This window comes from Yoonia vestfoldensis (assembly GCF_002158905.1).
In the GTDB taxonomy this organism is placed as follows: domain Bacteria; phylum Pseudomonadota; class Alphaproteobacteria; order Rhodobacterales; family Rhodobacteraceae; genus Yoonia; species Yoonia vestfoldensis_B.
The window spans coordinates 3,297,017-3,322,642 of sequence record NZ_CP021431.1 but is presented as its reverse complement, the minus strand read 5'-3'; the positions used below and the strand labels follow the sequence as shown (position 1 = coordinate 3,322,642).

Here is a 25,626-nt window from a genome sequence, read left to right as displayed (position 1 = left end):
CCTGTCCCTTACACTTATTCCTCGACGCCGTGCTCAGCATCGAGTTTGTTCATCCGCCAGGCGTAGAAAAAGATCAGGCCCAGAAATGCCAGGATCGAGCCTTGCTGCGCGAACCAGAATCCCAGATCGGCGCCGCCGACGGAAATGCCCATCAGCGCTGGCCGCAAGATGATGCCAAAGCCGAAAGAGACTGTCGCCCAGATCACCAGGCTAATCAGAATGATCCGCACGTTCGCGGACCAATACGCGTTGTTGTTTTGTGGTTCCTCTGCCATTTTTGGCATCCTCCCTTGTTGCACTTGATCGAAGGCACCAGATCTTTTGTGCCCTCTTCCCCTCCCTGTTACACGACCGCCTGTTTGACGATCGTGCCCAGCTCTTCGGCGATCTGCCCGATCTCGCCCATGGCGTCGATCCGTTGCAGAGTGCCTTTATTCTCGTAATAGGTGATCAGCGGCGCGGTTTGCGCGTGATAGGCCGCCAGCCGCTGGCCGACCGTCGCCGCATTGTCATCGGGGCGGCGCTGCATATCGGTGCCACCGCATTTGTCGCAAACACCGGCAACCGCGGGCGTCTTGAAACTGTCGTGATAGCCTTCGCCGCAGCCGCCGCAGGTATAGCGCCCGGCCACACGCGTCACCATTTCGGCATCATCCACCTCTAAAGAGATGGCCGCGTTGATCCGCTGCCCGCTTTGGGCCAGCAAGATATCCAGCGCCTCGGCCTGCACGGTGGTGCGCGGAAAGCCGTCCAGGATCACGCCTTTTTGTGTGTCGGGCGCGGCCAGCCGGTCCTTGAGGATCGCCAGCACGATATCATCGCTGACCAGACCGCCCGCCGCCATCACCGATTTCGCGGCCAGACCGGCCTCTGTCCCGGCGGCAACAGCGGCGCGCAACAGATCGCCGGTGGACAATTGCACCAGACCGAACCGGTCCTGCAACATCCGCGCCTGCGTGCCCTTGCCCGCGCCCGGAGGCCCCAGCAGGATCAGCACGGCGGGGCGGGTGATCGTCTCTGCGCCGCTCATGCTTTGTTCATCCGGTGTTCGATCAGATGATCGACCACAGAGGGATCGGCCAGCGTCGAGATATCGCCCAGCGTCGTATGATCGTTTTCGGCGATCTTGCGCAGGATGCGGCGCATGATCTTGCCGGACCGCGTTTTAGGCAGGCCGGGCGCCCATTGGATCAGATCGGGGCTGGCGATTGGCCCGATCTCGGAGCGGACCCATTTGACCAGCTCTTTGCGCAGCTCCTCGGATGGCTCAACCCCGTTCATCAGCGTGACATAGGCATAGATGCCCTGTCCCTTGATCGCATGGGGATACCCCACAACAGCGGCCTCGGCGACATCGACATGGGCGACCAGCGCGCTTTCGACCTCGGCCGTGCCCATCCGGTGACCAGAGACATTGATCACGTCATCAACGCGACCGGTGATCCAGTAATAGCCGTCTTCGTCGCGCCGGCAGCCGTCGCCCGTGAAATAGTAATTCTTGTAGTCGGCGAAATAGGTTTTCTCGAACCGTTCATGATCGCCATAGACGGTGCGCATCTGGCCGGGCCAGCTGTCCTTGATGCACAGCACACCTTCGGCGGCGGTCGTGGTGATTTCCTCGCCCGATTGCGGATCAAGGATCACCGGCTGCACGCCAAAGAACGGCAAGGTGGCCGAACCGGGCTTGGTTGCGATCGCACCGGGCAGCGGTGTCAGCAAATGGCCGCCGGTTTCGGTCTGCCACCATGTATCGACGATGGGGCATTTGCCCTTGCCGATGACGTCATTGTACCAGTTCCAGGCCTCGGGGTTGATCGGTTCACCCACGGTGCCCAGTACCTTGATGCTGGACAGATCGTATTTTTCCACAGGCGCGTTGCCATGTGCCATCAGCGCGCGCAGCGCGGTGGGGGCCGTGTAGAACTGGTTGACCTTGTGTTTCTGGCAGACTTCCCAGAACCGGCCCGCATCGGGGTAGGTCGGCACGCCTTCGAACATGATCGTGGTCGCACCATTGGCCAGCGGTCCATAGACGATATAGCTGTGGCCCGTGACCCAGCCCACATCGGCGGTGCACCAGAAAATGTCACCGTCATGATAGTCGAATGTATATTGATGCGTCATCGCCGCATAGGTCAGATAGCCGCCCGATGTATGCACAACACCTTTGGGCTGGCCGGTGGACCCTGACGTGTAAAGAATGAACAGCGGGTCTTCGGCGCCCATTTCGGCGGGGGCAGAGTAATCATCGGCCTCCATCGCCATCTCGTTGTAATCGTAATCGCGCCCGTCCACCCAAGTGGTCTGCCCGCCCGTGCGGCGCACGACAAGGCATTTGACGCTGTCCTTGCAATGCAAAAGCGCGGCATCAGTGTTCGATTTCAGCGGCGTGGACCGGCCACCGCGCGGTGCGTGATCGGCGGTGATGACAACCTTGGCGTCGCAGCCATTGATCCGCGCACCCAAAGCATCGGGCGAGAAACCCGCAAAGACGATGGAATGCACCGCGCCGATCCGCGCGCAGGCCAGCATCGCATAGGCGGCCTCGGGGATCATCGGCAGATAGATCACCACGCGGTCGCCGCGGCGCACGCCCAATGTTTCCAGAATATTGGCCATCCGGCAGGTGCGCCGGTGCAATTCCTTATAGGTGATATGCTGGGCGGCATCCTTTGGATCATCGGGTTCCCAGATGATCGCGGTCTGGTCGCCACGGGTTTCCAGATGGCGGTCGATGCAATTGGCGCTGACGTTCAGCGTGCCGTCCTCGAACCATTTTATATCGATATTACCGGGAGCAAAGCTGGTGCTTTTCACCTTTGTGAAAGGCTTGATCCAGTCGATTCTTTTGCCATGCTCTGCCCAGAAACGCGCAGGGTCCTGAATCGACGCATCATACATCGCCTGGTATTGATCTGCTGTCACATGGGCCTTGGCGGCAAAGGCCGCAGAAGGCGCAAACCGACCGTCGGCGCTGGGTGCGTTTGTCATGAATCCTCCGTTTATCATCCCGGCTTTTCAGCCAATGGCGCGGTCCAACCAGGTGAACGCATGCCATCTCCTCCGCGTGCAGGTTATCAGATTGTCAGAAGTTGCAAATAAGATAAGGGTTTTGAACTCTTCTGTTGTGAATAAATTTACAAAACCTTGACTTAGCTGTAAATTTTTATCCGGCGCGCAAAGCTTGGATTCCCCTTTGCCGCATTGTACTGATAGCGCAAACATCACAGGGATTGCACCATGACCTTCATACCCGCCAGCTGGCCACGTCGACTTCGGTCACAGGAATGGTTCGGGGGGTCGTCGAAAGATGCGATCTATCACCGCTCTTGGATGAAAAATCAGGGCCTGCCCGCCGATCTGCTGGATGGCCGCCCGGTGATCGGGATCTGCAACACATGGTCGGAATTGACGCCTTGTAACGCTCATCTGCGCGATCTGGCCGAGCGTGTGAAATTCGGCGTCTATGAGGCAGGCGGTTTCCCGGTGGAATTCCCGGTCTTCAGCCCGTCAGAAAGCACCCTGCGCCCGACCGCAATGATGTATCGCAACCTCTGCGCCATGGATGTCGAAGAGGCGCTGCGCGGCAAATGCATCGACGGCGTCGTGCTGCTGGCGGGCTGTGACAAGACCACGCCGGCGTTGTTGATGGGTGCGGCTTCGGTCGATCTGCCCGCCATCGTGGTGTCGGGCCGGCCGATGCTGAACGGCCATTTCCGCGGTGAACGGGTCGGATCGGGCACGCATCTGTGGAAATTCTCTGAAGCGGTGCGCGCAGGCGAAATGACCGCCGAAGAATTCGTCGAGGCAGAGGCGTCGATGTCCCGCTCGCCGGGGTCTTGCAACACCATGGGCACGGCCAGCACGATGGCCAGCATGGCCGAGGCTTTGGGCATGGCGCTGTCGGGCAATGCCGCGATCCCTGCCGTGGATAGCCGCCGCCGCGTGATGGCGCATCTGACGGGGCGGCGCATTGTGCAGATGGTCAAGGATGATCTCAAACCCTCTGACATCATGACCAAGGCCGCCTTTGAAAACGCGATCCGCACCAATGCCGCCATCGGCGGGTCCACCAATGCGGTGATCCATCTGCTGGCCATGGCAGGGCGCACCAAGGATGTCACCCTGACGCTGGATGATTGGGATAGGCTGGGCCGCGATGTGCCCACGATCCTGAACCTGATGCCATCGGGCAAATACCTGATGGAAGAATTCTTTTACGCCGGCGGCCTGCCTGTCGTGATCAAACGTCTGGGCGAGGCGGGATTGCTGCACCGCGACGCGCTGACCGTCTCTGGCGGGACGATCTGGGACGAGGTCAAGGACGTGCGCAACTGGAACGAGGATGTGATCCTGCCCGTCGAAAAGGCCCTGACGCAATCGGGCGGCATCGCGGTGCTGCGCGGCAATCTGGCCCCCGGTGGCGCGGTGCTGAAACCCTCTGCGGCGACCGCAACCCTGATGCAGCATCGCGGGCGTGCCGTCGTGTTTGAGGATATCGACGATTACAAGGCCCGCATCAACGACCCTGATCTGGACATCGACGAAACCTGCGTGATGGTGCTGAAAAACTGCGGCCCGCGCGGTTATCCCGGCATGGCCGAGGTCGGCAATATGGGCCTGCCGCCGAAGATCCTGAAAAAAGGCATCACCGATATGGTGCGCATCTCTGATGCCCGCATGTCCGGCACCGCCTTTGGCACCGTGGTCCTGCATACCTCGCCCGAGGCGGCGATGGGCGGCCCGCTGGCTGTTGTGCAGAATGGCGATATGATCGAACTCGATGTCGCGGGTCGCCGCTTGCATCTGGACATCCCCGATGCGGAATTGCAGGCGCGTCTGGCCACATGGTCGGCGGAAAAATCAGGGGCCAATCCGCGCCCGGCCAGTGGTTACGCGATGCTTTATCATGACCGCGTGATGGGGGCCGACACGGGGGCCGATTTCGATTTCCTCGTGGGCCATCGCGGCAATGCCGTCGGCAAAGAGGCACATTGATGCGACCCATCTGCCTTGTGGGCATCGGCAAGATCGCCGTTGACCAGCACGTCCCCGCCATTGCCGCCAGCCCCGACTGGACCCTTGCCGCGACGGTCAGCCGCGCGGGCACGGTGGATGGCGTCCCCGCCTACACCGATTTCGCCCAGATGCTTGCGGAACGGCCCGATATCGACACGGTCTCGCTCTGCCTGCCGCCGGTGCCGCGCTATGATTACGCCGCTGCCGCCATCGCCGCTGGCCGGCATGTGATGCTGGAAAAACCCCCCGGCGCGACCTTGGCCGAGGTGCAGGCACTGGCCGCCATGGCGCAGGATGCGGGTGTGACGCTTTATACCACATGGCATAGCCGGATGGCCAAAGGCGTCGCCCCCGCCAAGGCATGGCTTGCGGATAAGATCATCACCGCCGCCCATATCACCTGGAAAGAGGATGTGCGCCGCTGGCATCCGGGGCAGGATTGGGTCTTTGCACCGGGGGGCATGGGCGTCTTCGATCCCGGCAGCAACGCCCTGTCGATCATGACGGAAATACTGCCTGCGCCCGTGCATCTGCGGCAAGCCGATCTCTCCTTTCCGGCCAACCGTGACACGCCGATTGCGGCTGAACTCGCATGGACGGGCAATGTCACGGGCAGTTTCGACTGGCGGCAAACCGGCCCGCAAAGCTGGGACATCACGGTGGAAACGACGGATGGCACGCTCGCCCTGCATGACGGCGGCGCGCAGCTGGTGATCAATGGGGCAGATGTCGAATCCGGCCCCGACCGCGAATATCCCGCGCTCTATGACCGGATGGCAGCACTGGTGAAAACAGCAGCATCCGAGGTCGACATCACCCCGATGATCCATATCGCGGATGCGCTGACGCTGGGCAAACGGCATGTGGTCGACGCTTTCGACTTCTAACCAAGCCCTTGCATCTTCAGAGTAAAAATATCCCCGCCGGAGGCCGCCCCGGAGGGGCGTTTGCGTGTTCATAAACTGCCAAAAATTTACCATTTGATAAAAAATAAAACTGTGGCAGGCTGAGGGTGACACGCCAGACAGGATCCAGCCATGTCCAACCCGATGACCCCCGGAATTGCAGCGGCCCGCTTGCCCGCTGAAACGCTTGCCCAGAACTTCACCGATCTGCACGCCCCCCTCGACCGGCACGAAGCCCGCGTTGCGGCGGATCGCTGCTATTTCTGCTATGATGCGCCCTGCGTCACGGCCTGCCCGACAAGCATCGACATCCCGCTGTTCATCCGCCAGATCAGCACCGGTACGCCAGAGGCTGCGGCGAAAACCATCTTTGACCAGAACATCCTTGGCGGCATGTGCGCCCGCGTCTGCCCGACCGAGGATCTGTGCGAACAGGCCTGCGTGCGCGAAGCCGCCGAAGGCAAACCGGTCGAAATCGGGCGGTTGCAGCGTTACGCCACCGATACGCTGATGGCCCGGCAAAGCCATCCCTATGACCGCGCCCCTGCCACTGGCAAAAACGTGGCTGTCGTTGGCGCTGGCCCGGCGGGTCTGGCCTGTGCGCATCGTCTGGCGATGCATGGCCATGATGTGACGATTTTCGATGCGCAGGCCAAACCCGGCGGGCTGAACGAATTCGGCATCGCCGCCTATAAATCCACCGATGATTTCGCCGCGCGCGAGGTGGATTGGCTGATGGGTATCGGCGGCATCACGCTGCAAACCGGCAAGGCGCTGGGCCGCGATCTGTCGCTTGATGCGCTGGCGGGTGAATTCGACGCGGTGTTTCTTGCAGTCGGCCTTGGCGGTGTGAACGCATTGCGCACCGCAGGCGAGGACAAGGATGGCGTCGATAATGCCGTCGATTTCATCGCCGCGCTGCGGCAGGCCAGCGACCTGACCGCCTTGCCCGTGGGCCGCGATGTCGTGGTCATCGGTGGCGGGATGACGGCGGTCGATGCCGCCGTGCAATCCAAATTGCTGGGCGCGCAGAATGTCACCATCGCCTATCGGCGCGGTCGCGACGCGATGAGCGCCAGCCGCTATGAACAGGACCTTGCCGCATCCCACGGCGTGCGGCTCTTGTTCAATGTCCAGCCTGTCGCGATCCACGGCAATGGGGCCCTGCGCGAGGTCGAACTGGAATATACCGCCGATACCGGCGCAGGTCTGCAAGGCATTGGTGAGACCATCCGCCTGCCCGTCGACCAGCTGTTCAAGGCGATCGGCCAGACGCTGGTCACCGATGCAGGGCTGGCGCTCGACGGGCGCAAGATCGCGGTAACTGGGGCCGGGCGCACCAGCCGCGCTGGTGTCTGGGCCGGGGGCGATTGCGCCAGCGGTGGCGACGATCTGACCGTGACCGCCGTGGCCGAAGGGCGCGATGCGGCGATGGATATCCATGCGGCTTTGACCGCATGAGCAAGGCCGCGTCCCGGGCTTGACCCGGGACCTTTCACATCACCGCACGAGGTCCCGGGTCACGCCCGGGACGGGCGGATAGCAAAGGATAAAGCCATGGCTGATCTGACAACAAATTTTCTGGGCATCACATCCCCCAACCCGTTCTGGCTGGCCTCTGCTCCGCCGACGGATAAGGAATACAATGTCCGCCGCGCCTTTGAAGCGGGCTGGGGCGGGGTTGTGTGGAAAACGCTCGGGTCCGAAGGGCCGCCTGTCGTCAATGTCAACGGCCCGCGCTATGGCGCGATCTATGGCGCGGACCGGCGCTTGCTGGGGCTGAACAATATCGAATTGATCACCGACCGTCCGTTGCAGACCAACCTTGACGAAATCAAACGGGTCAAGGCCGATTACCCCGACCGCGCGATGATCGTCTCGATCATGGTACCTTGCGAGGAACAGGCATGGAAAGACATCCTGCCGCGCGTGCAGGAAACTGGTGCCGACGGGATCGAGCTGAACTTTGGCTGCCCGCATGGCATGTCCGAGCGCGGCATGGGGGCCGCCGTGGGGCAGGTGCCCGAATATATCGAAATGGTCACACGCTGGTGCAAGCAATATTACGACAAGCCGGTGATCGTGAAACTGACGCCCAATATCACTGATATCCGCAAACCTGCGGCGGCGGCGATGCGCGGTGGCGCGGATGCGGTCAGCCTGATCAACACGATTAATTCGATCACCTCGGTGAACCTCGACAGCATGTCGCCCGAACCCTCTATCGATGGCAAAGGATCGCATGGCGGCTATTGCGGCCCGGCGGTGAAACCGATTGCGCTGTCCATGGTGTCCGAAATCGCGCGCCATCCCGATACGCGCGGCCTGCCGATCAGCGGCATCGGCGGTGTCACGACATGGCGCGACGCGGCGGAATATATCAGCCTTGGCTGCGGCAATGTGCAGGTCTGCACGGCGGTGATGACCTATGGTTTCAAGATCGTGCAGGAAATGATCAGCGGCCTGTCGGAATGGATGGATGAAAAAGGCTATACTGCGGTCGAACAGGTCGTTGGCCGTGCGGTGCCCAATGTCACGGATTGGCAATATCTGAACCTCAACTATGTCGCCAAGGCCAAGATCAATCAGGATGATTGCATCAAATGCGGCCGCTGCTTTGCCGCTTGCGAAGATACCAGCCATCAGGCCATTGCCATGTCCGCGGACCGGACCTTTACCGTGATCGACGCAGAATGCGTGGCCTGCAACCTTTGCGTCGATGTTTGTCCTGTCGAGAACTGTATCACGATGGAGGCGATGGAACCCGGGCAGGTCGATCCGCGCACCGGCAAGGTCGTGCAAAAGGATTATGCCAACTGGACGACGCATCCCAACAATCCGGGGGCCGTGGCGGCCGAGTAGTGGGCAAGAATTTTTGTCAAAAATTCTTGGCTTGCGACAAAAATCTTCGGACGAAGATTTTTGCTGTCAGGTGTGGACGACCAGCTGCCCGGCGTTGCAGATGACGATATATTGGCCGCCGCATTCGATCAGCTGAAAACCGCGGCGGGTCACTTCTGCGACAAAAGCGGCGCGCCCGATCTCGCGGTCCACATCGCGAACGGCGCGGCGGACAATCCCGCCCCGACGCGCAGATTTTGCATCAAAAATACGCGCGCACCAACTTGGGTTGGCACGAGGATGGCGAACAGTGGCGGCGTGAACGATTTGCATGGCACCAATCTGCATCACCATCGTTAATGCTGTCCTAAGGACCCAGCAATTTGCCGTAAAGCTGGTCGAGAAAAAGCGCAGCGCCGTCAAAGGGCGCGCGGTCGCCCAGCACCGCGCCGACCTGGACATCGAAATCGGCGTAATGCTGGGTCAATGCCCAGATCGAAAAGATCAGATGATACGGATCGACCGGCGCGATCTTGCCCGCGTCGGCCCAGGCTTGGATGACAGCCGCCTTTTCATCGACAAGCCGCTTGAGATCATTGCGCAGGATGGTTTCGATCCGTGGCGCGCCTTGCAGGATTTCATTGGCGAACAAGCGGCTTTCGCGGGGGAAATCCTTGCTCATGGCCAGCTTGCGCCGGACGTAACCCATGATTTCCGTGACCGGATCACCCGCCGCATCCAGCGCTTGCAACGGTTCCAGCCAGTTTTCCAGCAGACGTTCCAGCAAGGCGGTATGGATCGATTCCTTTGACGGAAAATAGTAAAGCAGGTTGGGTTTCGACAGCCCCGCCGCCTCGGCGATCTGGTCCAAGGTGGTCCCGCGAAAGCCATATTGCGAGAATACATCCAGCCCCGCCGACAGGATCGCCGCCCGATTGCGTTTCTGGATTCGGGTCGGCGCTTTCGTCATGATCTTGCTCTGCCCAAATTAGTGGCGTGACGGCCCGTCTGCTGTCTGCTTTGCTTGCATAACCAGCATTTGCCGAAACCTCACGCGGAAAACTTGACTGGTTCTAAACCTCTGTTAGCGTCCTTTTGACCGTTTGGTCAAACCAAGAAAAATGGAGAGCCCGATGCCATCCCCCGCAGAGAACCTCAAGATCAACGGTGAACGCCTGTGGGACAGCCTGATGGAGATGGCCAAGATCGGCCCCGGCATCGCGGGCGGCAACAACCGCCAGACCCTGACTGATGAAGATGGCGAAGGCCGGCACTTGTTTCAACGCTGGTGCGAGGCTGCGGGCTGCACCATGGGCGTGGACGAGATCGGCAATATGTTCGCCCGCCGCGAAGGCACCGACCCTGACGCGCTGCCGGTCTATGTCGGCTCGCATCTGGATACCCAGCCTACGGGCGGCAAATATGACGGGGTGCTGGGGGTTCTTGGCGGGCTGGAGGTGATCCGCACGCTGAACGATCTGGATATCAAGACCAAACATCCCATCGTCGTGACCAACTGGACCAACGAAGAAGGCACGCGCTATGCGCCTGCGATGCTGGCCTCGGGGGTGTTTGCGGGCAAACATGCGCTGGACTGGGCGCTTGACCGTGTTGATGCCAAGGGCAAACGGTTCGGGGACGAGCTGGAACGGATCGGCTGGAAAGGTCCCGAAAAGGTGGGTGATCGCAAGATGCATGCTTTCTTTGAGCTGCATATTGAACAAGGCCCGATATTGGAGGCTGAAGGCAAGCAGATCGGTGTTGTCACCCATGGGCAGGGGCTGCGCTGGGTGCAATGCATTGTGACCGGCAAGGAAAGCCATACCGGATCGACGCCGATGCATATGCGCAAGAACGCCGGGCGCGGATTGGCGCTGATCACCGAATTGGTCCATGAGATCGCGATGAAGAACCAGCCGAATGCGGTGGGGGCGATTGGGCATATCGACGTCTATCCCAACAGCCGCAACATCATTCCGGGCAAGGTGGTCTTTACCGTCGATCTGCGCACGCATCTGCTGGACAAGCTCAATGCGATGGTGGCCGAATTGATGGACCGCGCGCCACAGATTTGTGCGGATATCGGGGTCGCGTTCGAGGCCGAAATCGTGGGCCAGTTCGACCCGCCCGCCTTTGATGAAAACTGCGTCGCTGCCGTGCGACATGCCGCTGAAAGGCTGGGCTATAGCCATATGGATATCGTGTCTGGCGCGGGGCATGATGCGTGTTGGATCAATGACCTTTATCCAACGGCGATGATCATGTGCCCCTGTGTGGATGGGTTAAGCCATAACGAGGCCGAAGAAATCACGCCTGAATGGGCGGCTGCGGGGGCGGATGTGCTGTTTCACGCGGTGGTCGAGACGGCGGAGATTGTGGCGTGAGTGTGACCCTACAGAACACCCCGGACTTGATCCGGGGCCTCGTACCCAGCCCGGCGAGAGGCCCCGGATCAGGTCCGGGGCGTGATGCGCATTTACCACTTGTTCACCACATGCAGCCAAAATTGCGGCATGACCCACTTCGTCTACATCATGGCCTCACGCCCCAACGGTGCGATCTATATCGGGCGCACCCGCAACCTGCATTCCCGCGTGCAACACCACCGCGACGGACGATCCGTGCATACGGCGAAATACAAGATCAAGACGCTGGTCTGGTTCGAAACGCACGACGATTTCGACTCCAGCCTGCGGCGCGAACGCGCGATCAAACGCTGGCGGCGCGCTTGGAAAAATCAGCTGATCCACACGGCCAATCCGCATTGGCAGGACATCACCGCCCATATTCCTGTCTAAGCCGGACACAGGTCCCGGCTTTGGGCCGGGACGGGTGAAGACAGGGAGAGATCAATGACCACTATCATCAAGAACGGCACCATCGTCACGGCGGACCTGACCTATAAGGCGGATGTCCTGATCGACGGGGGCAAGATCATCGAGATCGGGCAGAACCTGAAAGGCGACGAACAGCTCGACGCCACCGGCTGCTATGTCATGCCGGGCGGGATCGACCCGCATACGCATCTGGAAATGCCTTTCATGGGCACCTATTCGGCGGATGATTTTGAATCCGGCACCCGCGCGGCCTTGTCCGGTGGCACCACGATGGTCGTCGATTTCGCACTGCCTGCGCCGGGTCAGGGCCTGCATGACGCGCTGCAGATGTGGGACAACAAATCGGGCCGCGCGTCTTGCGATTATTCCTTCCACATGGCGGTGACATGGTGGGGCGAACAGGTTTTCAACGAGATGGAAAGCGTCGTCCGCGACCGTGGCATCAACACCTTCAAGCATTTCATGGCCTATAAAGGCGCCTTGATGGTCAATGATGACGAGATGTATGCATCCTTTGCCCGTCTCGCCTCGCTCGGGGCCATCGCGATGGTCCATGCCGAGAATGGCGATGTGGTTGCGGAACTGTCCGCCAAGCTACTGGCCGAGGGCAATACCGGGCCAGAGGCGCACGCCTATTCCCGCCCCCCGCAGGTCGAGGGCGAGGCGGCAAACCGCGCCATCATGATCGCCGATATGACCGGCGTGCCGCTTTATATCGTGCATGTATCCTGCGAAGAGGCGCATGAGGCGATCCGGCGCGCGCGGATGCAGGGCAAACGCGTCTGGGGGGAACCGCTGATCCAGCATCTGACCTTGGATGAAAGCGAATATTTCAATCAGGACTGGGACCATGCCGCGCGGCGCGTCATGTCGCCGCCGTTCCGCAACAAGATGCATCAGGATAGCCTGTGGGCGGGGTTGCAATCGGGCAGCCTGTCGGTGGTGGCGACGGATCATTGCGCCTTTACCACGGATCAGAAACGTTACGGCGTGGGCGATTTCACCAAGATCCCGAACGGCACCGGCGGGCTAGAGGACCGGATGCCGATGCTCTGGACGCATGGCGTGCGCACGGGCCGGTTGACGATGAATGAATTTGTCGCCGTGACATCCACCAATATCGCCAAGATCCTGAATTGCTACCCGCGCAAGGGCGCGGTGCTGGTCGGTGCGGATGCCGATCTGGTGGTCTGGGATCCTGAAAAGTCCAAGACGATCATGGCCAAATCCCAGCAATCAGCGATTGATTACAATGTCTTCGAGGGCAAGAAAGTCACTGGCCTGCCGCGTTTCACCCTGACGCGCGGCCATGTCGCGGTCCATGATGGCGAGATGCGCAGCCGCGAGGGCCACGGCCAATTCGTCAAGCGCGCGCCCAATACGCCGACGAACACCGCACTGTCGACATGGAAAGAGCTGACCGCCCCCCGCCCGGTTGAACGCACGGGCATTCCCGCGACGGGGGTGTGATGACTGATGATCCCGTGATCAGCGCGCAAGGGCTGAACCTGACGTTCCAGACCAATGACGGTCCGGTCCATGCGCTGAAAGATGTCAATATGGATATCGCCAAGGGCGAATTCGTCAGCTTCATTGGCCCATCGGGCTGTGGCAAGACGACATTCCTGCGCTGCATCGCGGGGCTGGAGACGCCGACGGATGGCAGCTTGACGGTCAACGGCATGACACCTGACGCTGCGCGGCGCGCGCGGGCCTATGGCTATGTGTTTCAGGCGGCGGGGCTGTATCCGTGGCGCACCATCGGCGGCAATGTGAAACTGCCGCTAGAGATCATGGGCTTTTCCAAGGCCGAACAGGCCGAGCGGGTGGCGCGCGTGCTGGCGCTGGTTGACCTCGCGGGGTTCGAGAAGAAATTTCCTTGGCAGCTGTCCGGCGGGATGCAGCAGCGCGCCAGTATCGCCCGCGCGCTGGCCTTTGATGCCGATATCTTGTTGATGGATGAACCTTTCGGGGCGCTGGATGAAATCGTGCGCGACCATCTGAATGAACAGCTGCTTGCACTTTGGGCGCGCACCGAAAAGACCATCGGTTTCGTCACCCATTCGATCCCCGAGGCGGTCTATCTGTCCACCAAGATCGTCGTCATGTCGCCGCGCCCCGGCCGGATCACCGATGTGATCGACAGCCCGCTGCCACGCGAACGGCCGCTGGATATTCGCGACAGCAAGGCATTCATCGATATTGCGCATCGTGTGCGCGAAGGATTGCGGGCGGGCCATGTGGATGACTAGGCGCTGCCTCCGGCGGGGATATTTGGGCTCGGAAGATATAGGGGGCCGGGGATGAAATCGGTCTTGCCGATCCTGACCATCGTGGCTGCGATCCTGTTGATCTGGGTCTTGGCAGTCGTGCCGATGAATATGCATCTGACCGCCGATCAGGCGCAGCGCGACGGCTTGGCCGTGACCCCTGCGACCCCGGCGGAACGCCAGGCTTATTCCGGTCTGGGGCTGAGTATCGCCAATCCGGATCTGATCCCGCTGACCTATCATCTGGAGCGGCCGCGCCTGCCCTCGCCGCATCAGGTGGTGGGCGAGATGTGGAACACCATCGCCTTGCAGAATATCACCTCGCGCCGGTCGCTGGTCTATCACGGCTGGGTCACGCTTTCGTCGACATTGGTCGGCTTTGTGATCGGCACGACGCTGGGCATTCTGCTGGCTATCGGGATCGTGCATAACCGCGCCATGGATATGAGCGTGATGCCCTGGGCCATCGCCAGCCAGACCATACCCATCCTTGCCTTGGCGCCGATGATCATCGTGATGATGGGGCAGTTCGGCATTCAGGGCCTGTTGCCCAAGGCCGTGATCAGCGCCTATCTGAGCTTCTTTCCCGTTGTCGTCGGCATGGTCAAAGGCTTGCGCAGCCCCGATGCGATGCAGCTTGATCTTTTGCGCACCTATCATGCCAGCGCGGGGCAGGGGTTCTGGAAGCTGCGCCTTCCGGCCTCGGTGCCCTATCTGTTTGCCTCGTTCAAGATCGGGATTTCGGCAGCGCTGGTGGGGGCGATCGTGGCGGAATTGCCCACAGGCGCGCGCGCGGGATTTGGCGCGCGGATGCTGGTGGGGGATCAATATGGCAATCCGCTGGTGACCTGGGCCGCGCTCTTTGCGGCGGCGATCACGGCAGCGGCGCTTGTCGCGATCTTCACCGCGATGGAAAGGCTGACCCTGCGCCGCATGGGGATGGCCGCAGCATGACCGGAACTGTGCTGATCCCTGTGCTGGCGGTCTGGGCCTTGGGCTGGTTCATCAATGCCCGCCTTGCTGCCAGCCGGGTGGCTGATACCGCGCTCGTGCGCCTGCTGGTGCCGGTGGTTTTTGGCCTGACATTCCTGCTGATCTGGGAATTGCTGGTGCGGCTGACCGGCGTCAGCCCGATCGTGCTGCCACCGCCCAGCATGATTGCCGACCGATTTGCGCATTCGCTGCCGATCCTTTGGGCGGATTTCCAGCAGACGATCATCAAGGGCGCGATGACCGGCTATGTCATCGGGATGGTCTGCGCCTTTGTCGTCGCGGTGTTGGCGGATCGGTCGGATTTCCTGACCCGCGGCATCCTGCCCGTGGGCGGGTTCATGGCGGCATTGCCCATCGTGGGTATCGCGCCGATTTTCGTGCGCTGGCTGGGCAGCGATTGGCAGTCCAAGGCGGCGGTTGTCGCTGTGATGGTGTTTTTCCCGATCCTTGTGAATGTTGTCGCAGGCCTGCGGGACACGACCGCCATGCAGCGCGACCTAATGCGCACCTATGGTGCAGGCTATTGGCAGACCCTGTTCAAGCTGCGCCTGCCCGCCGCCATGCCGTTCATCTTTAACGGATTGAAAATCGCGACGACTTTGGCGCTGATCGGGGCGATTGTTGCTGAATTTTTCGGCTCTCCCACGGTGGGAATGGGCTTTCGGATATCGACATCCGTGGGGCGGCTTGCGCTGGATATGGTCTGGGCCGAAATTGTGGTCGCAGCGATTGCCGGCAGCGCGCTTTATGGTGCTGTCGCATGGGTCGAGGGGCGGGTGACTTTCTGGCACCCATCGCAACGCAAATAACAAGCCCCGGCAAGAGGGCATCACACTGACTTGGAGGTCAAAATGAACAAGACGATGATCGCGGCGGCGCTTGCCGTCGGTCTGGGCGGCATGGCCCAGGCGCAAGACAATGACGTGTCGCTGCAATTGCAGTGGGTCACGCAATCCCAGTTTGCGGGCTATTATGTCGCCCTCGATCAGGGGTTTTATGACGAAGAAGGGCTGAACGTCACCATCCTGCCCGGCGGTCCAGATATCGCGCCGCCACAGGTGCTGGCGGGCGGCGGGGCCGATGCGATGCTGAACTGGATGCCATCCGCTTTGGCCGCACGCGAACGCGGTCTGCCGGTGGTCAATATCGCCCAGCCCTTCAAGACATCGGGTCTGATGCTGACCTGCTGGAAAGATACCGGCATTGAATCGGTCGAGGATTTCCGTGGCCGCACCATCGGCGTGTGGTTCTTTGGCAATGAATATCCATTCCTCAGCTGGATGGCCCAGGCCGGTATCCCCACCGATGGCGGCCCAGATGGCGTGACCGTGCTGCGGCAGGGTTTCAACGTCGATCCGCTGTTGCAGCGCGAGGCGGATTGCATTTCCACCATGACCTACAACGAATATGGGCAGGTGCTGGATGCAGGCGTCGATCCGGCGGAACTGGTGACCTTCATGTATGAAGATCAGGGCGTCGCCACGCTCGAAGACGGGATCTGGGTGCTGGAACAGAACCTTGAAGATCCGGCTTTCGTGGAAAAGATGGTGCGTTTCGTCCGCGCCTCGATGAAGGGCTGGAAATGGGCTGAGGAAAACCCCGAAGCCGCTGGTGCCATCATCATCGAATATGATGAAACCGGTGCCCAGTCAGAGGCGGCCCAGATCCGCATGATGCAGGAAGTCGCCAAACTGACCGCCGGATCGAATGGCGCGCTGGACCCGGCCGATTACGAACGCACCGTGGCGACCTTGCTGGGCGGCGGGTCTGACCCGGTGATTTCGACCGCGCCGACCGGTGCCTGGACGCATGTGATCACCGATCAGGCGCTGAACTGAACTGATCTGACCGATCATGACAAGACATGCGGGCGCCGGCGTGATGCTGGCGCCCGTTTTCATGGGGCCAGCGCAGCTGTGATGCAGGTCTTCGCCCGCCGCCATTCGCCGCCCGCAGACGAGATCTGCGTGGCGATATTGGACCATTTTATAAACAAAAATAAACCAAAATTAGCCGTAGGATGAACAAGCTTTCTTATCGTAAGCAATTTTTAATTTTTGGATATTAACCGTCGTCGTAGGAGGAGTGTGATGTCCTACAGTTTTTATTTGTTCAACCGCGATGCCTGGGATGATCCAAATGGTATGCTGCGCAGCAATGATGATACGGGCAGCGCTGCTGTGGGGGATCAGATAACGCTCCAGACACCTGAATCGGGGCAGGTCGTGACCGTTGCAGGGGATGGCATTGCCGATTCTCGCTCTGTGGCCGGTGGGCTGACCGAAGATTACACGATCAGCGGGACCAGCTTTGCGGCTGGTACATTCATCGAAATGGATTACGGTTTTGTTGTCCGCGACAGCAACGGCATTGATTATTTCATTGGCAAGGTGAAAGTCGCTACCACCATAGATTCGCTGTATAATGGCAGTGTCATGTCCGAAGGCTGGAACCCGGTCACCCAAGAATGGGTCGGACCGCCGCCGATCGGAACCACCTTTACCCTGATTTCGGTTGGCAACGATTATCCTGGCGACTTCAATCCCTGGCAGCTGTTTGGTGGTGGTATACGCAATGGGGCGACGACATTTACGCCTTATTCAAACGATGTGAGGCTTGGGGATGGCGTGACCGCCCCTGTCCTGAAAACCGACTTTTTCCCGATATGTTTTGCTGCGGGAACCCTGATCGAAACCGAGACCGGCCCGCGCCTGATCGAGGAATTGGTGCCGGGTGATCGCATTGTCACCTGCGATGCGGGGTTGCAGACATTGCGATGGGTCGGTCGGCGGCATATCAGGTCCGACGTCTTGTCCCGCATGCCGAAATGGTGGCCTGTGCGTATCAAGGCCGGGGCGCTTGGCGCAGGCTTGCCAAAGCGCGATGTCATGGTTTCGCCGCAGCATCGCGTCTTGATCCGTTCGCGGATCGCCCGGCGGATGTTCGACGCTGACGAGGTGTTGGTCGCAGCAAAGGATCTGGTCGGCTTGGCGGGTATCGCGCGGGCAGATGATGTCATGGATATCGTCTATATCCATCTGATGTTCGACGCGCATCGGATCGTTCTGGCAGAAGGGGCCGCGATGGAAAGTTTCTATCTTGGACCTATGGTGCTGCGCAGCCTCGATTTCGCCACGCGCAACGAGCTGCTTGAACTGTTTCCAGAGATGGAAAAAGAAACGGTCGCTTTTGCCCGCCCCGTGGTCACCGGTCGGCCTGCGCGCAATCTGGTCTCTCGGCATCAACGCAATGCGCAGCCATTGGTTTTTGCCTAGGGGTGCCTGATCTTTTGCGCTGCGGATTGGCTGCAATAGCGGCGGGCGTCCGCCTGTGATCCATAGGCCCGTGATCCACGGGCTGGTCATCCATGGGGCATCACCGGGATTGTCGGTGCTTACCTTTCCGTCAGCTTCAGCTCGATCCGGCGGTTCTGGGCGCGTGCCTGTGCCGTATCGGCGGGGTTCAGCGGCTGGTACTCACCAAAGCCATTGGCGGCCAGCCGCGTTGGCGGGATGCCCAGATCCTCTGCCATGAACCGCACCACCGAGAGAGCGCGCGCCTGGCTGAGTTCCCAATTATCGGCGAAACGGCCGCCCGGGGTGATCGGGATGTCGTCAGTATGCCCGTCGACGCGGATGATCCAATCGATCCCGGCGGGGATATCATCGGCGATGCTGTTCAGGATGCCCGCGACATTGGCGATTTCGGCGCGCCCTTGCGGTGACAGGTCGGCGCGCCCGACTTCGAACAGCACTTCGGATGAAAAGACGAAACGGTCGCCTTCGATCCTGATCCTGTCTTGGCCTTCCAGCACCGTGCGCAGCTGGCCAAAGAAATCGGACCGGAACCGTTCAAGGTTTTCCGCCTCGGCCTGCAGGCGCGCGGCCTCTGATTCAAGCCTGATGCGTTCGGCCTCTTCCAGCGCGATGCGTTGCCGTTCCTCGGAAACCGCCCGCGCCAGCGCGGTATTTAGCTGCGCACCCAGCGTTTCGATTTGCACCTGCGCGGCGCGATCCGCATCTTCGGCCATGTTCAGCAGGCCTTGCAGATTGCCCACCTGATTGCGCAGCGCAAGGATCTGTTCGTTCAGCACCGCGACCTGCCGTTGGCGGGCGTCGGATTGGGCCTCTTGCCGGGACAGGGCGGCATTCGCCGTGGCCAAGAGCGCGGCTTGCCGTTCGGCCTCGGTCAATGCCGCGGCCCGTTCGGCGGCGATTGCGTCCTGCGCTGCACGCGCCGCCGCAAGCAGGGTCAGCGTTTCCTCGGCTTCGCGGCGCTGGCGTTCAAGGTTCAGGGTCATGGCGGTCAATTCGGCATCCGCATTTTGCAGCCTTTCGCGCAGGGCGGCGGCGGCGGCTGCATCGGCAAGGCGCTCTGCCTCTAGCGTGCTGATCCGGGTGGCGTCTTCGTCCCTTGCGGTTTCAAGATCGGCGATCATGGCTTCCAATGCCGCGCGTCTTGCGGCGGCAAGGCGGGCGGTCTCGGCACTTGCGTCAACTTCGCTGCGCGCCTGCGCCAGGGCAAGGTTCAAGGCCTCTTGTTCGGACAGCAATTGGTCTTGCGCGGCCTCCAGCCCCGAAATCGTGTCGCGCGCCTGCCGCTGGTCGGCCAATAGCCCCGCGATCTGCGCCTCGAAACCGGTGATCTGGTTTTGCGCTTGTTCGAGCGCCCGATCCTGTGCCGCACGTTCCGCGATCAGCCCTGCGATCTGGTTGGCCTGCTGGGCCGCTTGCGCATTGGCGGCGTCAAGATCGGCGCTGAGCATGGCGGTCCGGTCGCGTTCCAGCCCAAGCGTCGCGGCGAGCGTAGCCATTTCGACTGACAAGAGGTCAAGTTCCGATTCCTGCCCCGTGATGGTTTCGCGCAGCGTGAACTGGATCACCATGAAAATACTGAGCACGAACATCAGCACCAGCAGGATGCCGGTCATCGCATCCACGAAACCCGGCCAGATCGCGTTTTGAAAACGGTTGGATGACCTGCGGCTGAGCGCCATGGATCAGCCTCTTTCCCGGATCGCGCTGGCAAGGGCGGCCAGATCCTGCCGCAACGCGCCGATGCTTTCATGCCGCCCGGCGGAAAGTTCTTCGAGCAGCCGCAGCAATTGCACATCGATCGACCGCAGCCGCATCCTGCTTTCGGCATCGATCCCATCCATCCCGCTATCCTCCAGTTTCTGGATCAGCGCGGCCTGCCCATCGGCCACGCGGGCCAGCTGGGCGGATGTATCATGCGTGGTCGCGACCTGTGTCAGCGTCGTCATGGCCTGGGCCAGGGTCTGGAACCGGCTGTCGGCGGCGGCGCGGTCAGCCTCGTTCTGCGCCAGCAGCAGCTGGATCGTGTCCATCACTTCGCCCATCTGTTCGACCATGGCCGTGGCCGCGGCCCCGCCCGTGCCCGCGCTGTCATCGCCGTCGATCCCGACGCGGGTGATGGTGGACATCCATTCTTCAAGCTCGCGGTAGAACCGGTTTTGCCCGTGCCCTGCGAAAAGTTCTAGCAGACCGACGACCAGCGACCCCGCAAGCCCCAACAAAGAGCTGGAAAAGGCCGTGCCCATCCCGCCCAGCTGGTTTTCCAGCCCGTCCTGAAGCCGCCCAAAGATATCGGCACCGGATTCGCCGTCGCCGGGGTTCAGCGACCGGATGGTTTCGACCAATGCCGGAACGGTGGTTGCCAGCCCATAGAATGTGCCCAGAAGCCCCAGAAAGATCAGCACATTCCCGATATAGCGCGTGATCTCGCGGTCTTCGTCGATGCGCTGGGCGACGGAATCGAGGATGGACCGCCCAGAGCTGGACGAAATCTGTGTCCTTGCGCCGCGCGACCGCAGCAAGGTGGCCAAGGGCGCCAGTAACGAGGGCGCAGCGGTAAAGCTATGCCCGCCGGTTTCGCGCGCGAAAAGCTCGATCCAGCGGACCGAATTCATCAATAGGAAAACCTGGTTGAAGCAAGACAATACCCCCAGCACGAAAACGCCCAGGATCACCCCGTTCAGATAGGGATTCGACAGATAGATCGCCTTGATCTGGTCAAGCCCGAGATACAGCCCCGCCCCGACAAGCCCGATCACGATCAACATGAACAGCAATTGGCGGATCGGTTGGGAAAACTGCGGCGCTGCCTTGGCTACCCGTTTGTCTGACACGCAGGTTCATCCTTATCTGGTGGTGGTTGATTGCACCCATAGCAGCATATGGCGGTATGGGGACCAACCCAAACAAAATCGCGGCGGTCTTATGTTGCTGTCAAGGCACGAACACGGCCTGCCAGCCACGTCATATCGGCATCCTTGATCCCCATTTCGGTCAGATGGGCGGCGGTGTTGTAAAGATATTCGGTATTCGGCCCGCGCCCGCCCACCGCATGGGCGATCATTTGTGCCTGCTGTTCCAGGTCGAACTGGCAATATTGGATATGGTTGCGGTCCACCACATAGGCCAGCGCCGTGATCTGTTCGCCGCTGTCGCAGATCAGCGGCACCTCTTGTTCGACATAGGCCGATGACACCAATTCGCGTTCGCGCAGCATCGCCAGGACAATGGCTTCGTCCTGGGGCGCGACCTGAAAGGCAACACCCGTGCATTGCCCGCCGGGCTGATGATCCAGCGCAAGCACAAGGCCGGGATGGTCAGGCGTGCCGCGATGATGGATCGACAACATGCAAAAACTGCGGTGATAATCGGGCAGCCGGGCCTTAAGACGCCGCTGGGGCGCAAAGCCGGGGTTCCATAACAGCGACCCATATCCGAAAACCCACATAGACCTGCCCTTTCCTGTCACGCCCATAAACACCCTTTGGGCGCCGACGGAAAGGGGTCAGACCGCGCGCATCAGATCGCCAAAGATCGTATCCTGGTAATCGCGCAGGTAGATTTGCAGCCAAGGCGTGTAATGTTCGGGGTGGCGCGTCACATCTGCCGACAGGTCGTAGAAATCCACCCAGGCTGTCGCCATCACCTCGGCAGGGTTGGGGGCAATGCGCAGATTGTTGGGGGCATCGGCGACATAGACCTCGACCAGTTCATGTTCGATCAACCCATCGCCGACATCGGCGCGATATTCGATCTGGTCGCGATGTGTTGGATAAAGGCCGGTGATCCCCAATTCCTCGTCCAGGCGGCGCAGCGCGCAGGCGGCGGGATCCTCGTCCCATGCGGGATGGGTGCAGCAGGTATTCGCCCAAAGCCCGGGCGTGTGGTATTTGTCCAGTGCGCGTTGCTGGATCAGCACCCGCCCGCGGTTCATCACAAAAACGCTGACCGCCTTGTGTTTCAGCCCGCGCTGATGCGCTTCAAGCTTTTCGACCGGTTGCAACCTGCCATTCACCCAGGCCGGGATCAGGATCGTCACGTCCGCAGCGGCGACACCAGCCGCGTCAGATGCGCGAGGTTCTTGATGCCGATTTTCAAATGGGCCATGGGGCGGGCCTTGACCAGTTTCTTGTTCATGTAAGCCTCGAATGTCAGCTTTTGGACGTCGATATCGTGACACAGTGACACGAACCGTTCGCGCCGTTCGTCGCTGCGGTAATAGGCATTCTGCATCGCCCCCAGAACGCGGAACACCTGTTTATGTTCCTGCATGAACAATTTGCGCGCCAGTTGCAAATCCTTGACCCTGCCAGAGGCAAGACAGGCCGCCGCCGCCGTTGCTGCCACGCGCCCGCCGACCATCGCGTAATAGATGCCCTCGCCCGAGGATGGCGCCACGACACCTGCCGCATCGCCCGCCAGCAGCACGTCGCGCCCATTGTCCCAACGGTCAAGAGGTTTCAGCGGGATCGGCGCGCCTTCGCGGCGGATCGTCTTGCAATCTGTCAGACCAGAGGCCGCGCGCAGATCGGCTGTCGCCTGTTTGACATCGACGGATTTCAGCATCGACCCCATGCCGACACTGGCCTGCGCGCCATGCGGAAAGACCCAGCCATAGAAATCGGGCGAAATCCGTCCGTCATAAACGACGTCGCAGCGCAGCGGATCATAGGTCGCATTGGCGGCGGGGGCCTCGATGATCTCATGATAGGCGATCACATAGGGGATCTTGTCGCCATCCTTGATTTCGGCCCGCGCGACATTGGACCGCGCGCCATCGGCCCCGATGACCAGTTTCGCGCTGAGTTGCATGTCATTGCCGCTGACCTTGTCGCGATAGATGACATGGGTGCCATCCGCGTCGCGGGTGATCTTGGTAAAGGTGCCTGCATAGCGATGCGCCCCCGCATCCTGCGCGCGTTTGCGCAGGAATGCGTCGAAATGTTCGCGGTCCACCATGCCGACATAGCCGTTCTCGATCGGGATATCGACCTGGCGGCCCGTGGGCGAGATCATCCGTGCAGTGTTCACCTTGGCGACGATCTGGTCGTCGGGGATGAAGAAATCCGCGATCAGCCGGGGTGGAATGGCCCCGCCGCAGGGTTTGATCCGCCCTTCGCGGTCGATAAAGGCGACCTTGTGCCCGGACCGTGCCAGATCCTCGGCTGCGGTGGCCCCGGAAGGCCCTGCGCCCACGACGATGACATCATATTGCATTGGCTATTCTCCCGGAACGAGGGTTGCGGACGGCATCTTGCGGTCCATGATCTTGGCGGCCACGACAGCGGCGGCGATGAAAAGGCAGGCCTCAAACAGGAAGACCGCGCCAAAGGCCTGGGTGTCGGTCAGGTTCAGGCGCAGCAGATCGGCCATGCCAGCCCCCAGCAGCCCGCCGAAACCGGCGGCAATGGCCTGTGCCGCACCCCAGAGCCCCATGCGCGTGCCTTCGCGCCTCTCGCGGCCCTGACCGGCCAGCGCCATCATCGACCCGATGGCCGCGACAGCGAACATGCCGTTGAAAAAGCCCAAGGTCACGACAGCAGGCAGGATCGGCGCGCCCGGCCCCACAGGCCCCAGCAGTGTGATGATCGCCAGCGCACCGGCCGACCCCAGACAGCCCGCCATGACCCAATTGCGCAAAGCCCCGATTTTCAGCCCTGTTGCCATGATGCCCACGGTCAACATGCCGATGAACACCCCGCCGTTCTGCGCCCCTGACAGCGACGTGGTCTGCCCCGGCGTCAGGCCGAAAACCAGCCCGGCATAGGGTTCAAGGATCAGTTCCTGCATGAAATAGGCCGTCATCGCCAGAAAGACGAATAAGGTGAAATTGCGCGCCTTGGGTTCGCCCCAGACCTCTGTTAGCCCTGCGCGAAAGGGGGTGGGGTCGGGTTCGCGGCTGACTTTCAGCCCCCGCTCGATGCCCCAGACGGCTAGCGTTGTCACGCCAATCGCGATCAGCACGACGGCGGCCACGATCTCGATCAGGCGCAAGGGGGTATAGGGGTCGATCAGCGTGCCGACCACGCCCGCGGTCATGGCGATCCCGAAGATCATCATCAGCCATGTGATCGTTGCTGCCGCTGCGCGCCGGTGCGGTGCGGTGGTCGTGGCCAGCAAGGCCAGCAGTGACGTGCCCGATGCGCCGACGCCCATGCCGATCATCGCATAGGCGCCGATGGACAGTATCATGCCCCAGACAAAGGAGGCTTCGAGCACCATCAGCCCGATCGTCGCGGCCAAGGCACCCGCCCCCAGCGCGACCATTCCGCCGATGATCCAGCGCGTGCGCTGCCCGCCGGTATCTGATGCATGGCCCCATTTCGGCCGCGACATCTGGACGCCGTAATGCAGCGCCACCAGCAGGCCGGGGATCACCGCAGGCAAGGCCAGTTCCACCACCATCAGCCGGTTCAGCGTCGAGGTCATCAGCACCACGATTGCGCCCAGGGCCATCTGCACCAGGCCCAGCCGGAAAATCTGTGGCCATGTCAGCGTCATGCCATCGCCCCCAAGGCGGTCGCGGCGATCATCATGCCGCTGATATAGAACAGGATTCCCATGCCCTGATACCATTGCGCCTTGCCCAAAGGATCGCGCAGCAGCACCCGCATCGCGGCCAGTTGCACCGCCAGCATCGCACCGACACCCAAGGCGTGCAGCGGATGGCCCCAATAGGCCAGCAGGCCGATCACGCCGAGCTGCGGCACAGCCATCACCCAGCAAGCCACCCGCGCCGCGCGATCCGGCCCCAGCGTGACAGGCAGGGATCGCAGGCCCATGGCGCGGTCACCCGCAACCGCCTTGAAATCGTTCAGCGTCATGATCCCATGCGCGCCAAGCCCGTAAAGAACAGCGATTGCGATGACCGGACCAGAGGGTGCGCCCGATGTCAAAAGCGCGGCACCCGTGACCCAGGGCAGCGTTTCATAGGCCAGCCCGCATAAGGCCGGCCCCCAGATGCCTGATTTCTTGGCGCGGACAGGTTCCGCCGAATAGGCCCATGCCGCCAGCACGGCAAGAATCGTCGCGCCAAAGACCCAAGGCCCCAAATGATAGCCAAGGCCCAGCCCCAGCAAGGTCATCACCAGCGCGATCCACAAGCCCCAGCGCCCCGGTATCCGGCCAGAAGGGATCGGCCGGTCAGGTTCATTGATCGCGTCCACATGCCGGTCGCACCAATCATTGGCTGCCTGGCTCATGCCGCAGACAATCGGGCCTGCCAGCAAGATACCCAGCAGAATCAATGTCCAATTGCCCGTAAACGCCGCCCCCGAAGACACGATCCCGCACAGCAGCGCCCACATCGGCGGGAACCATGTGACCGGTTTGATTACCTGCAGGACCGCCCGCGGCTCTGGCCAGCGGCGCTCGGGATGTTTCAGGGCAAGATCGATGGCGACATTCATTCTGTCACTCTAAGATGACAGTAATGGCCAGAGCAAGT

Annotated in this window: 24 protein-coding genes; 12 read left to right on the top strand and 12 right to left on the bottom strand. The window is 61.2% G+C overall.

Annotated elements, in window-relative coordinates; all coding sequences use genetic code 11:
• Nucleotides 1-14: 14 nt before the first annotated feature.
• The 3 genes from LOKVESSMR4R_RS16635 to acs form a co-directional block, all read right to left on the bottom strand.
• Nucleotides 15-275 (bottom strand): DUF4212 domain-containing protein, encoded by a 261-nt coding sequence (locus tag LOKVESSMR4R_RS16635; RefSeq protein WP_087213461.1) that lies wholly within the window; start codon nt 273-275, stop codon nt 15-17.
• Between the two features lie 68 nt (nt 276-343).
• Nucleotides 344-1,030, bottom strand: a complete 687-nt coding sequence (locus LOKVESSMR4R_RS16630) for an adenylate kinase (protein WP_087210899.1) — start codon at nt 1,028-1,030, stop codon at nt 344-346.
• A complete protein-coding gene (acs, locus tag LOKVESSMR4R_RS16625) occupies nt 1,027-2,991 on the bottom strand; it encodes an acetate--CoA ligase (protein ID WP_087210896.1) in 1,965 nt (654 codons plus the stop codon). The genes LOKVESSMR4R_RS16630 and acs overlap by 4 nt, the downstream gene beginning before the upstream one ends.
• Before the next feature lie 249 nt (nt 2,992-3,240).
• Between acs and araD the strand changes: the two genes are divergently transcribed.
• The 4 genes from araD (at nt 3,241) to preA (ending at nt 8,786) form a co-directional block, all read left to right on the top strand.
• A complete protein-coding gene (araD, locus tag LOKVESSMR4R_RS16620) occupies nt 3,241-4,998 on the top strand; it encodes an L-arabinonate dehydratase (RefSeq protein ID WP_087210893.1) in 1,758 nt (585 codons plus the stop codon).
• Nucleotides 4,998-5,906 (top strand): Gfo/Idh/MocA family protein, encoded by a 909-nt coding sequence (locus tag LOKVESSMR4R_RS16615; protein ID WP_087210891.1) that lies wholly within the window; start codon nt 4,998-5,000, stop codon nt 5,904-5,906. Before araD ends, LOKVESSMR4R_RS16615 begins: the two co-directional genes overlap by 1 nt.
• 150 nt (nt 5,907-6,056) lie before the next feature.
• The gene (locus LOKVESSMR4R_RS16610; protein WP_087210888.1) at nt 6,057-7,385 is read left to right on the top strand and encodes an NAD(P)-dependent oxidoreductase; all 1,329 of its coding nucleotides are present in this window, start codon (nt 6,057-6,059) and stop codon (nt 7,383-7,385) included.
• Between the two features lie 96 nt (nt 7,386-7,481).
• Complete coding sequence (preA, locus tag LOKVESSMR4R_RS16605) at nt 7,482-8,786, top strand: NAD-dependent dihydropyrimidine dehydrogenase subunit PreA (protein WP_087210885.1); 1,305 nt, start codon at nt 7,482-7,484, stop codon at nt 8,784-8,786.
• Nucleotides 8,787-8,852: 66 nt separating this feature from the next.
• Here the strand turns inward: preA and LOKVESSMR4R_RS16600 are convergent, their stop codons facing one another.
• Nucleotides 8,853-9,119 carry a hypothetical protein gene (locus tag LOKVESSMR4R_RS16600; RefSeq protein ID WP_087210882.1) on the bottom strand — a complete coding sequence of 89 codons (267 nt, stop codon included), beginning with the start codon at nt 9,117-9,119 and terminating at the stop codon, nt 8,853-8,855.
• A 13-nt stretch (nt 9,120-9,132) separates the two neighbouring features.
• A complete protein-coding gene (locus tag LOKVESSMR4R_RS16595; protein WP_087210877.1) occupies nt 9,133-9,735 on the bottom strand; it encodes a TetR family transcriptional regulator C-terminal domain-containing protein in 603 nt (200 codons plus the stop codon).
• A 163-nt stretch (nt 9,736-9,898) separates the two neighbouring features.
• Between LOKVESSMR4R_RS16595 and LOKVESSMR4R_RS16590 the strand changes: the two genes are divergently transcribed.
• From LOKVESSMR4R_RS16590 to LOKVESSMR4R_RS16555, 8 genes are all read left to right on the top strand, one after another.
• Nucleotides 9,899-11,149, top strand: a complete 1,251-nt coding sequence (locus LOKVESSMR4R_RS16590; protein ID WP_087213458.1) for a Zn-dependent hydrolase — start codon at nt 9,899-9,901, stop codon at nt 11,147-11,149.
• 129 nt (nt 11,150-11,278) lie between these two features.
• Nucleotides 11,279-11,563: a GIY-YIG nuclease family protein gene (locus LOKVESSMR4R_RS16585; protein WP_237331827.1), complete on the top strand. Its 285-nt coding sequence runs from the start codon at nt 11,279-11,281 to the stop codon at nt 11,561-11,563.
• Nucleotides 11,564-11,617: 54 nt separating this feature from the next.
• A complete protein-coding gene (gene hydA / locus LOKVESSMR4R_RS16580) occupies nt 11,618-13,072 on the top strand; it encodes a dihydropyrimidinase (RefSeq protein WP_087210871.1) in 1,455 nt (484 codons plus the stop codon).
• Nucleotides 13,072-13,854 carry an ABC transporter ATP-binding protein gene (locus LOKVESSMR4R_RS16575; RefSeq protein ID WP_087210868.1) on the top strand — a complete coding sequence of 261 codons (783 nt, stop codon included), beginning with the start codon at nt 13,072-13,074 and terminating at the stop codon, nt 13,852-13,854. Before hydA ends, LOKVESSMR4R_RS16575 begins: the two co-directional genes overlap by 1 nt.
• A gap of 51 nt (nt 13,855-13,905) precedes the next feature.
• A complete protein-coding gene (locus LOKVESSMR4R_RS16570) occupies nt 13,906-14,826 on the top strand; it encodes an ABC transporter permease (RefSeq protein ID WP_087210864.1) in 921 nt (306 codons plus the stop codon).
• The gene (locus LOKVESSMR4R_RS16565; RefSeq protein ID WP_087210861.1) at nt 14,823-15,674 is read left to right on the top strand and encodes an ABC transporter permease; all 852 of its coding nucleotides are present in this window, start codon (nt 14,823-14,825) and stop codon (nt 15,672-15,674) included. Before LOKVESSMR4R_RS16570 ends, LOKVESSMR4R_RS16565 begins: the two co-directional genes overlap by 4 nt.
• A 42-nt stretch (nt 15,675-15,716) precedes the next feature.
• Nucleotides 15,717-16,703, top strand: a complete 987-nt coding sequence (locus LOKVESSMR4R_RS16560; RefSeq protein WP_087210858.1) for an ABC transporter substrate-binding protein — start codon at nt 15,717-15,719, stop codon at nt 16,701-16,703.
• Between the two features lie 219 nt (nt 16,704-16,922).
• Nucleotides 16,923-18,140: a Hint domain-containing protein gene (locus LOKVESSMR4R_RS16555; RefSeq protein ID WP_237331826.1), complete on the top strand. Its 1,218-nt coding sequence runs from the start codon at nt 16,923-16,925 to the stop codon at nt 18,138-18,140.
• A gap of 119 nt (nt 18,141-18,259) precedes the next feature.
• On the opposite strand, the gene LOKVESSMR4R_RS16550 is transcribed toward LOKVESSMR4R_RS16555, so the two are convergent.
• The 7 genes from LOKVESSMR4R_RS16550 to chlG form a co-directional block, all read right to left on the bottom strand.
• Nucleotides 18,260-19,861: a peptidoglycan -binding protein gene (locus LOKVESSMR4R_RS16550; protein ID WP_087210855.1), complete on the bottom strand. Its 1,602-nt coding sequence runs from the start codon at nt 19,859-19,861 to the stop codon at nt 18,260-18,262.
• Between the two features lie 3 nt (nt 19,862-19,864).
• Complete coding sequence (locus LOKVESSMR4R_RS16545) at nt 19,865-20,947, bottom strand: biopolymer transporter ExbB (RefSeq protein ID WP_087213451.1); 1,083 nt, start codon at nt 20,945-20,947, stop codon at nt 19,865-19,867.
• Between the two features lie 155 nt (nt 20,948-21,102).
• Complete coding sequence (locus LOKVESSMR4R_RS16540; RefSeq protein ID WP_087210851.1) at nt 21,103-21,654, bottom strand: gamma-glutamylcyclotransferase; 552 nt, start codon at nt 21,652-21,654, stop codon at nt 21,103-21,105.
• Between the two features lie 30 nt (nt 21,655-21,684).
• Nucleotides 21,685-22,218 carry an isopentenyl-diphosphate Delta-isomerase gene (gene idi / locus LOKVESSMR4R_RS16535; RefSeq protein WP_087210848.1) on the bottom strand — a complete coding sequence of 178 codons (534 nt, stop codon included), beginning with the start codon at nt 22,216-22,218 and terminating at the stop codon, nt 21,685-21,687.
• A complete protein-coding gene (locus tag LOKVESSMR4R_RS16530; RefSeq protein ID WP_087210844.1) occupies nt 22,215-23,396 on the bottom strand; it encodes a geranylgeranyl diphosphate reductase in 1,182 nt (393 codons plus the stop codon). The genes idi and LOKVESSMR4R_RS16530 overlap by 4 nt, the downstream gene beginning before the upstream one ends.
• Nucleotides 23,397-23,399: 3 nt before the next feature.
• On the bottom strand, nt 23,400-24,680 hold the full coding sequence (locus LOKVESSMR4R_RS16525; RefSeq protein WP_087210841.1) for a BCD family MFS transporter: 1,281 nt from the start codon (nt 24,678-24,680) through the stop codon (nt 23,400-23,402).
• Nucleotides 24,677-25,588, bottom strand: coding sequence for a chlorophyll synthase ChlG (chlG, locus tag LOKVESSMR4R_RS16520; RefSeq protein WP_087210838.1), 912 nt, complete (start codon nt 25,586-25,588; stop codon nt 24,677-24,679). Before chlG ends, LOKVESSMR4R_RS16525 begins: the two co-directional genes overlap by 4 nt.
• Nucleotides 25,589-25,626 lie beyond the last annotated feature (38 nt).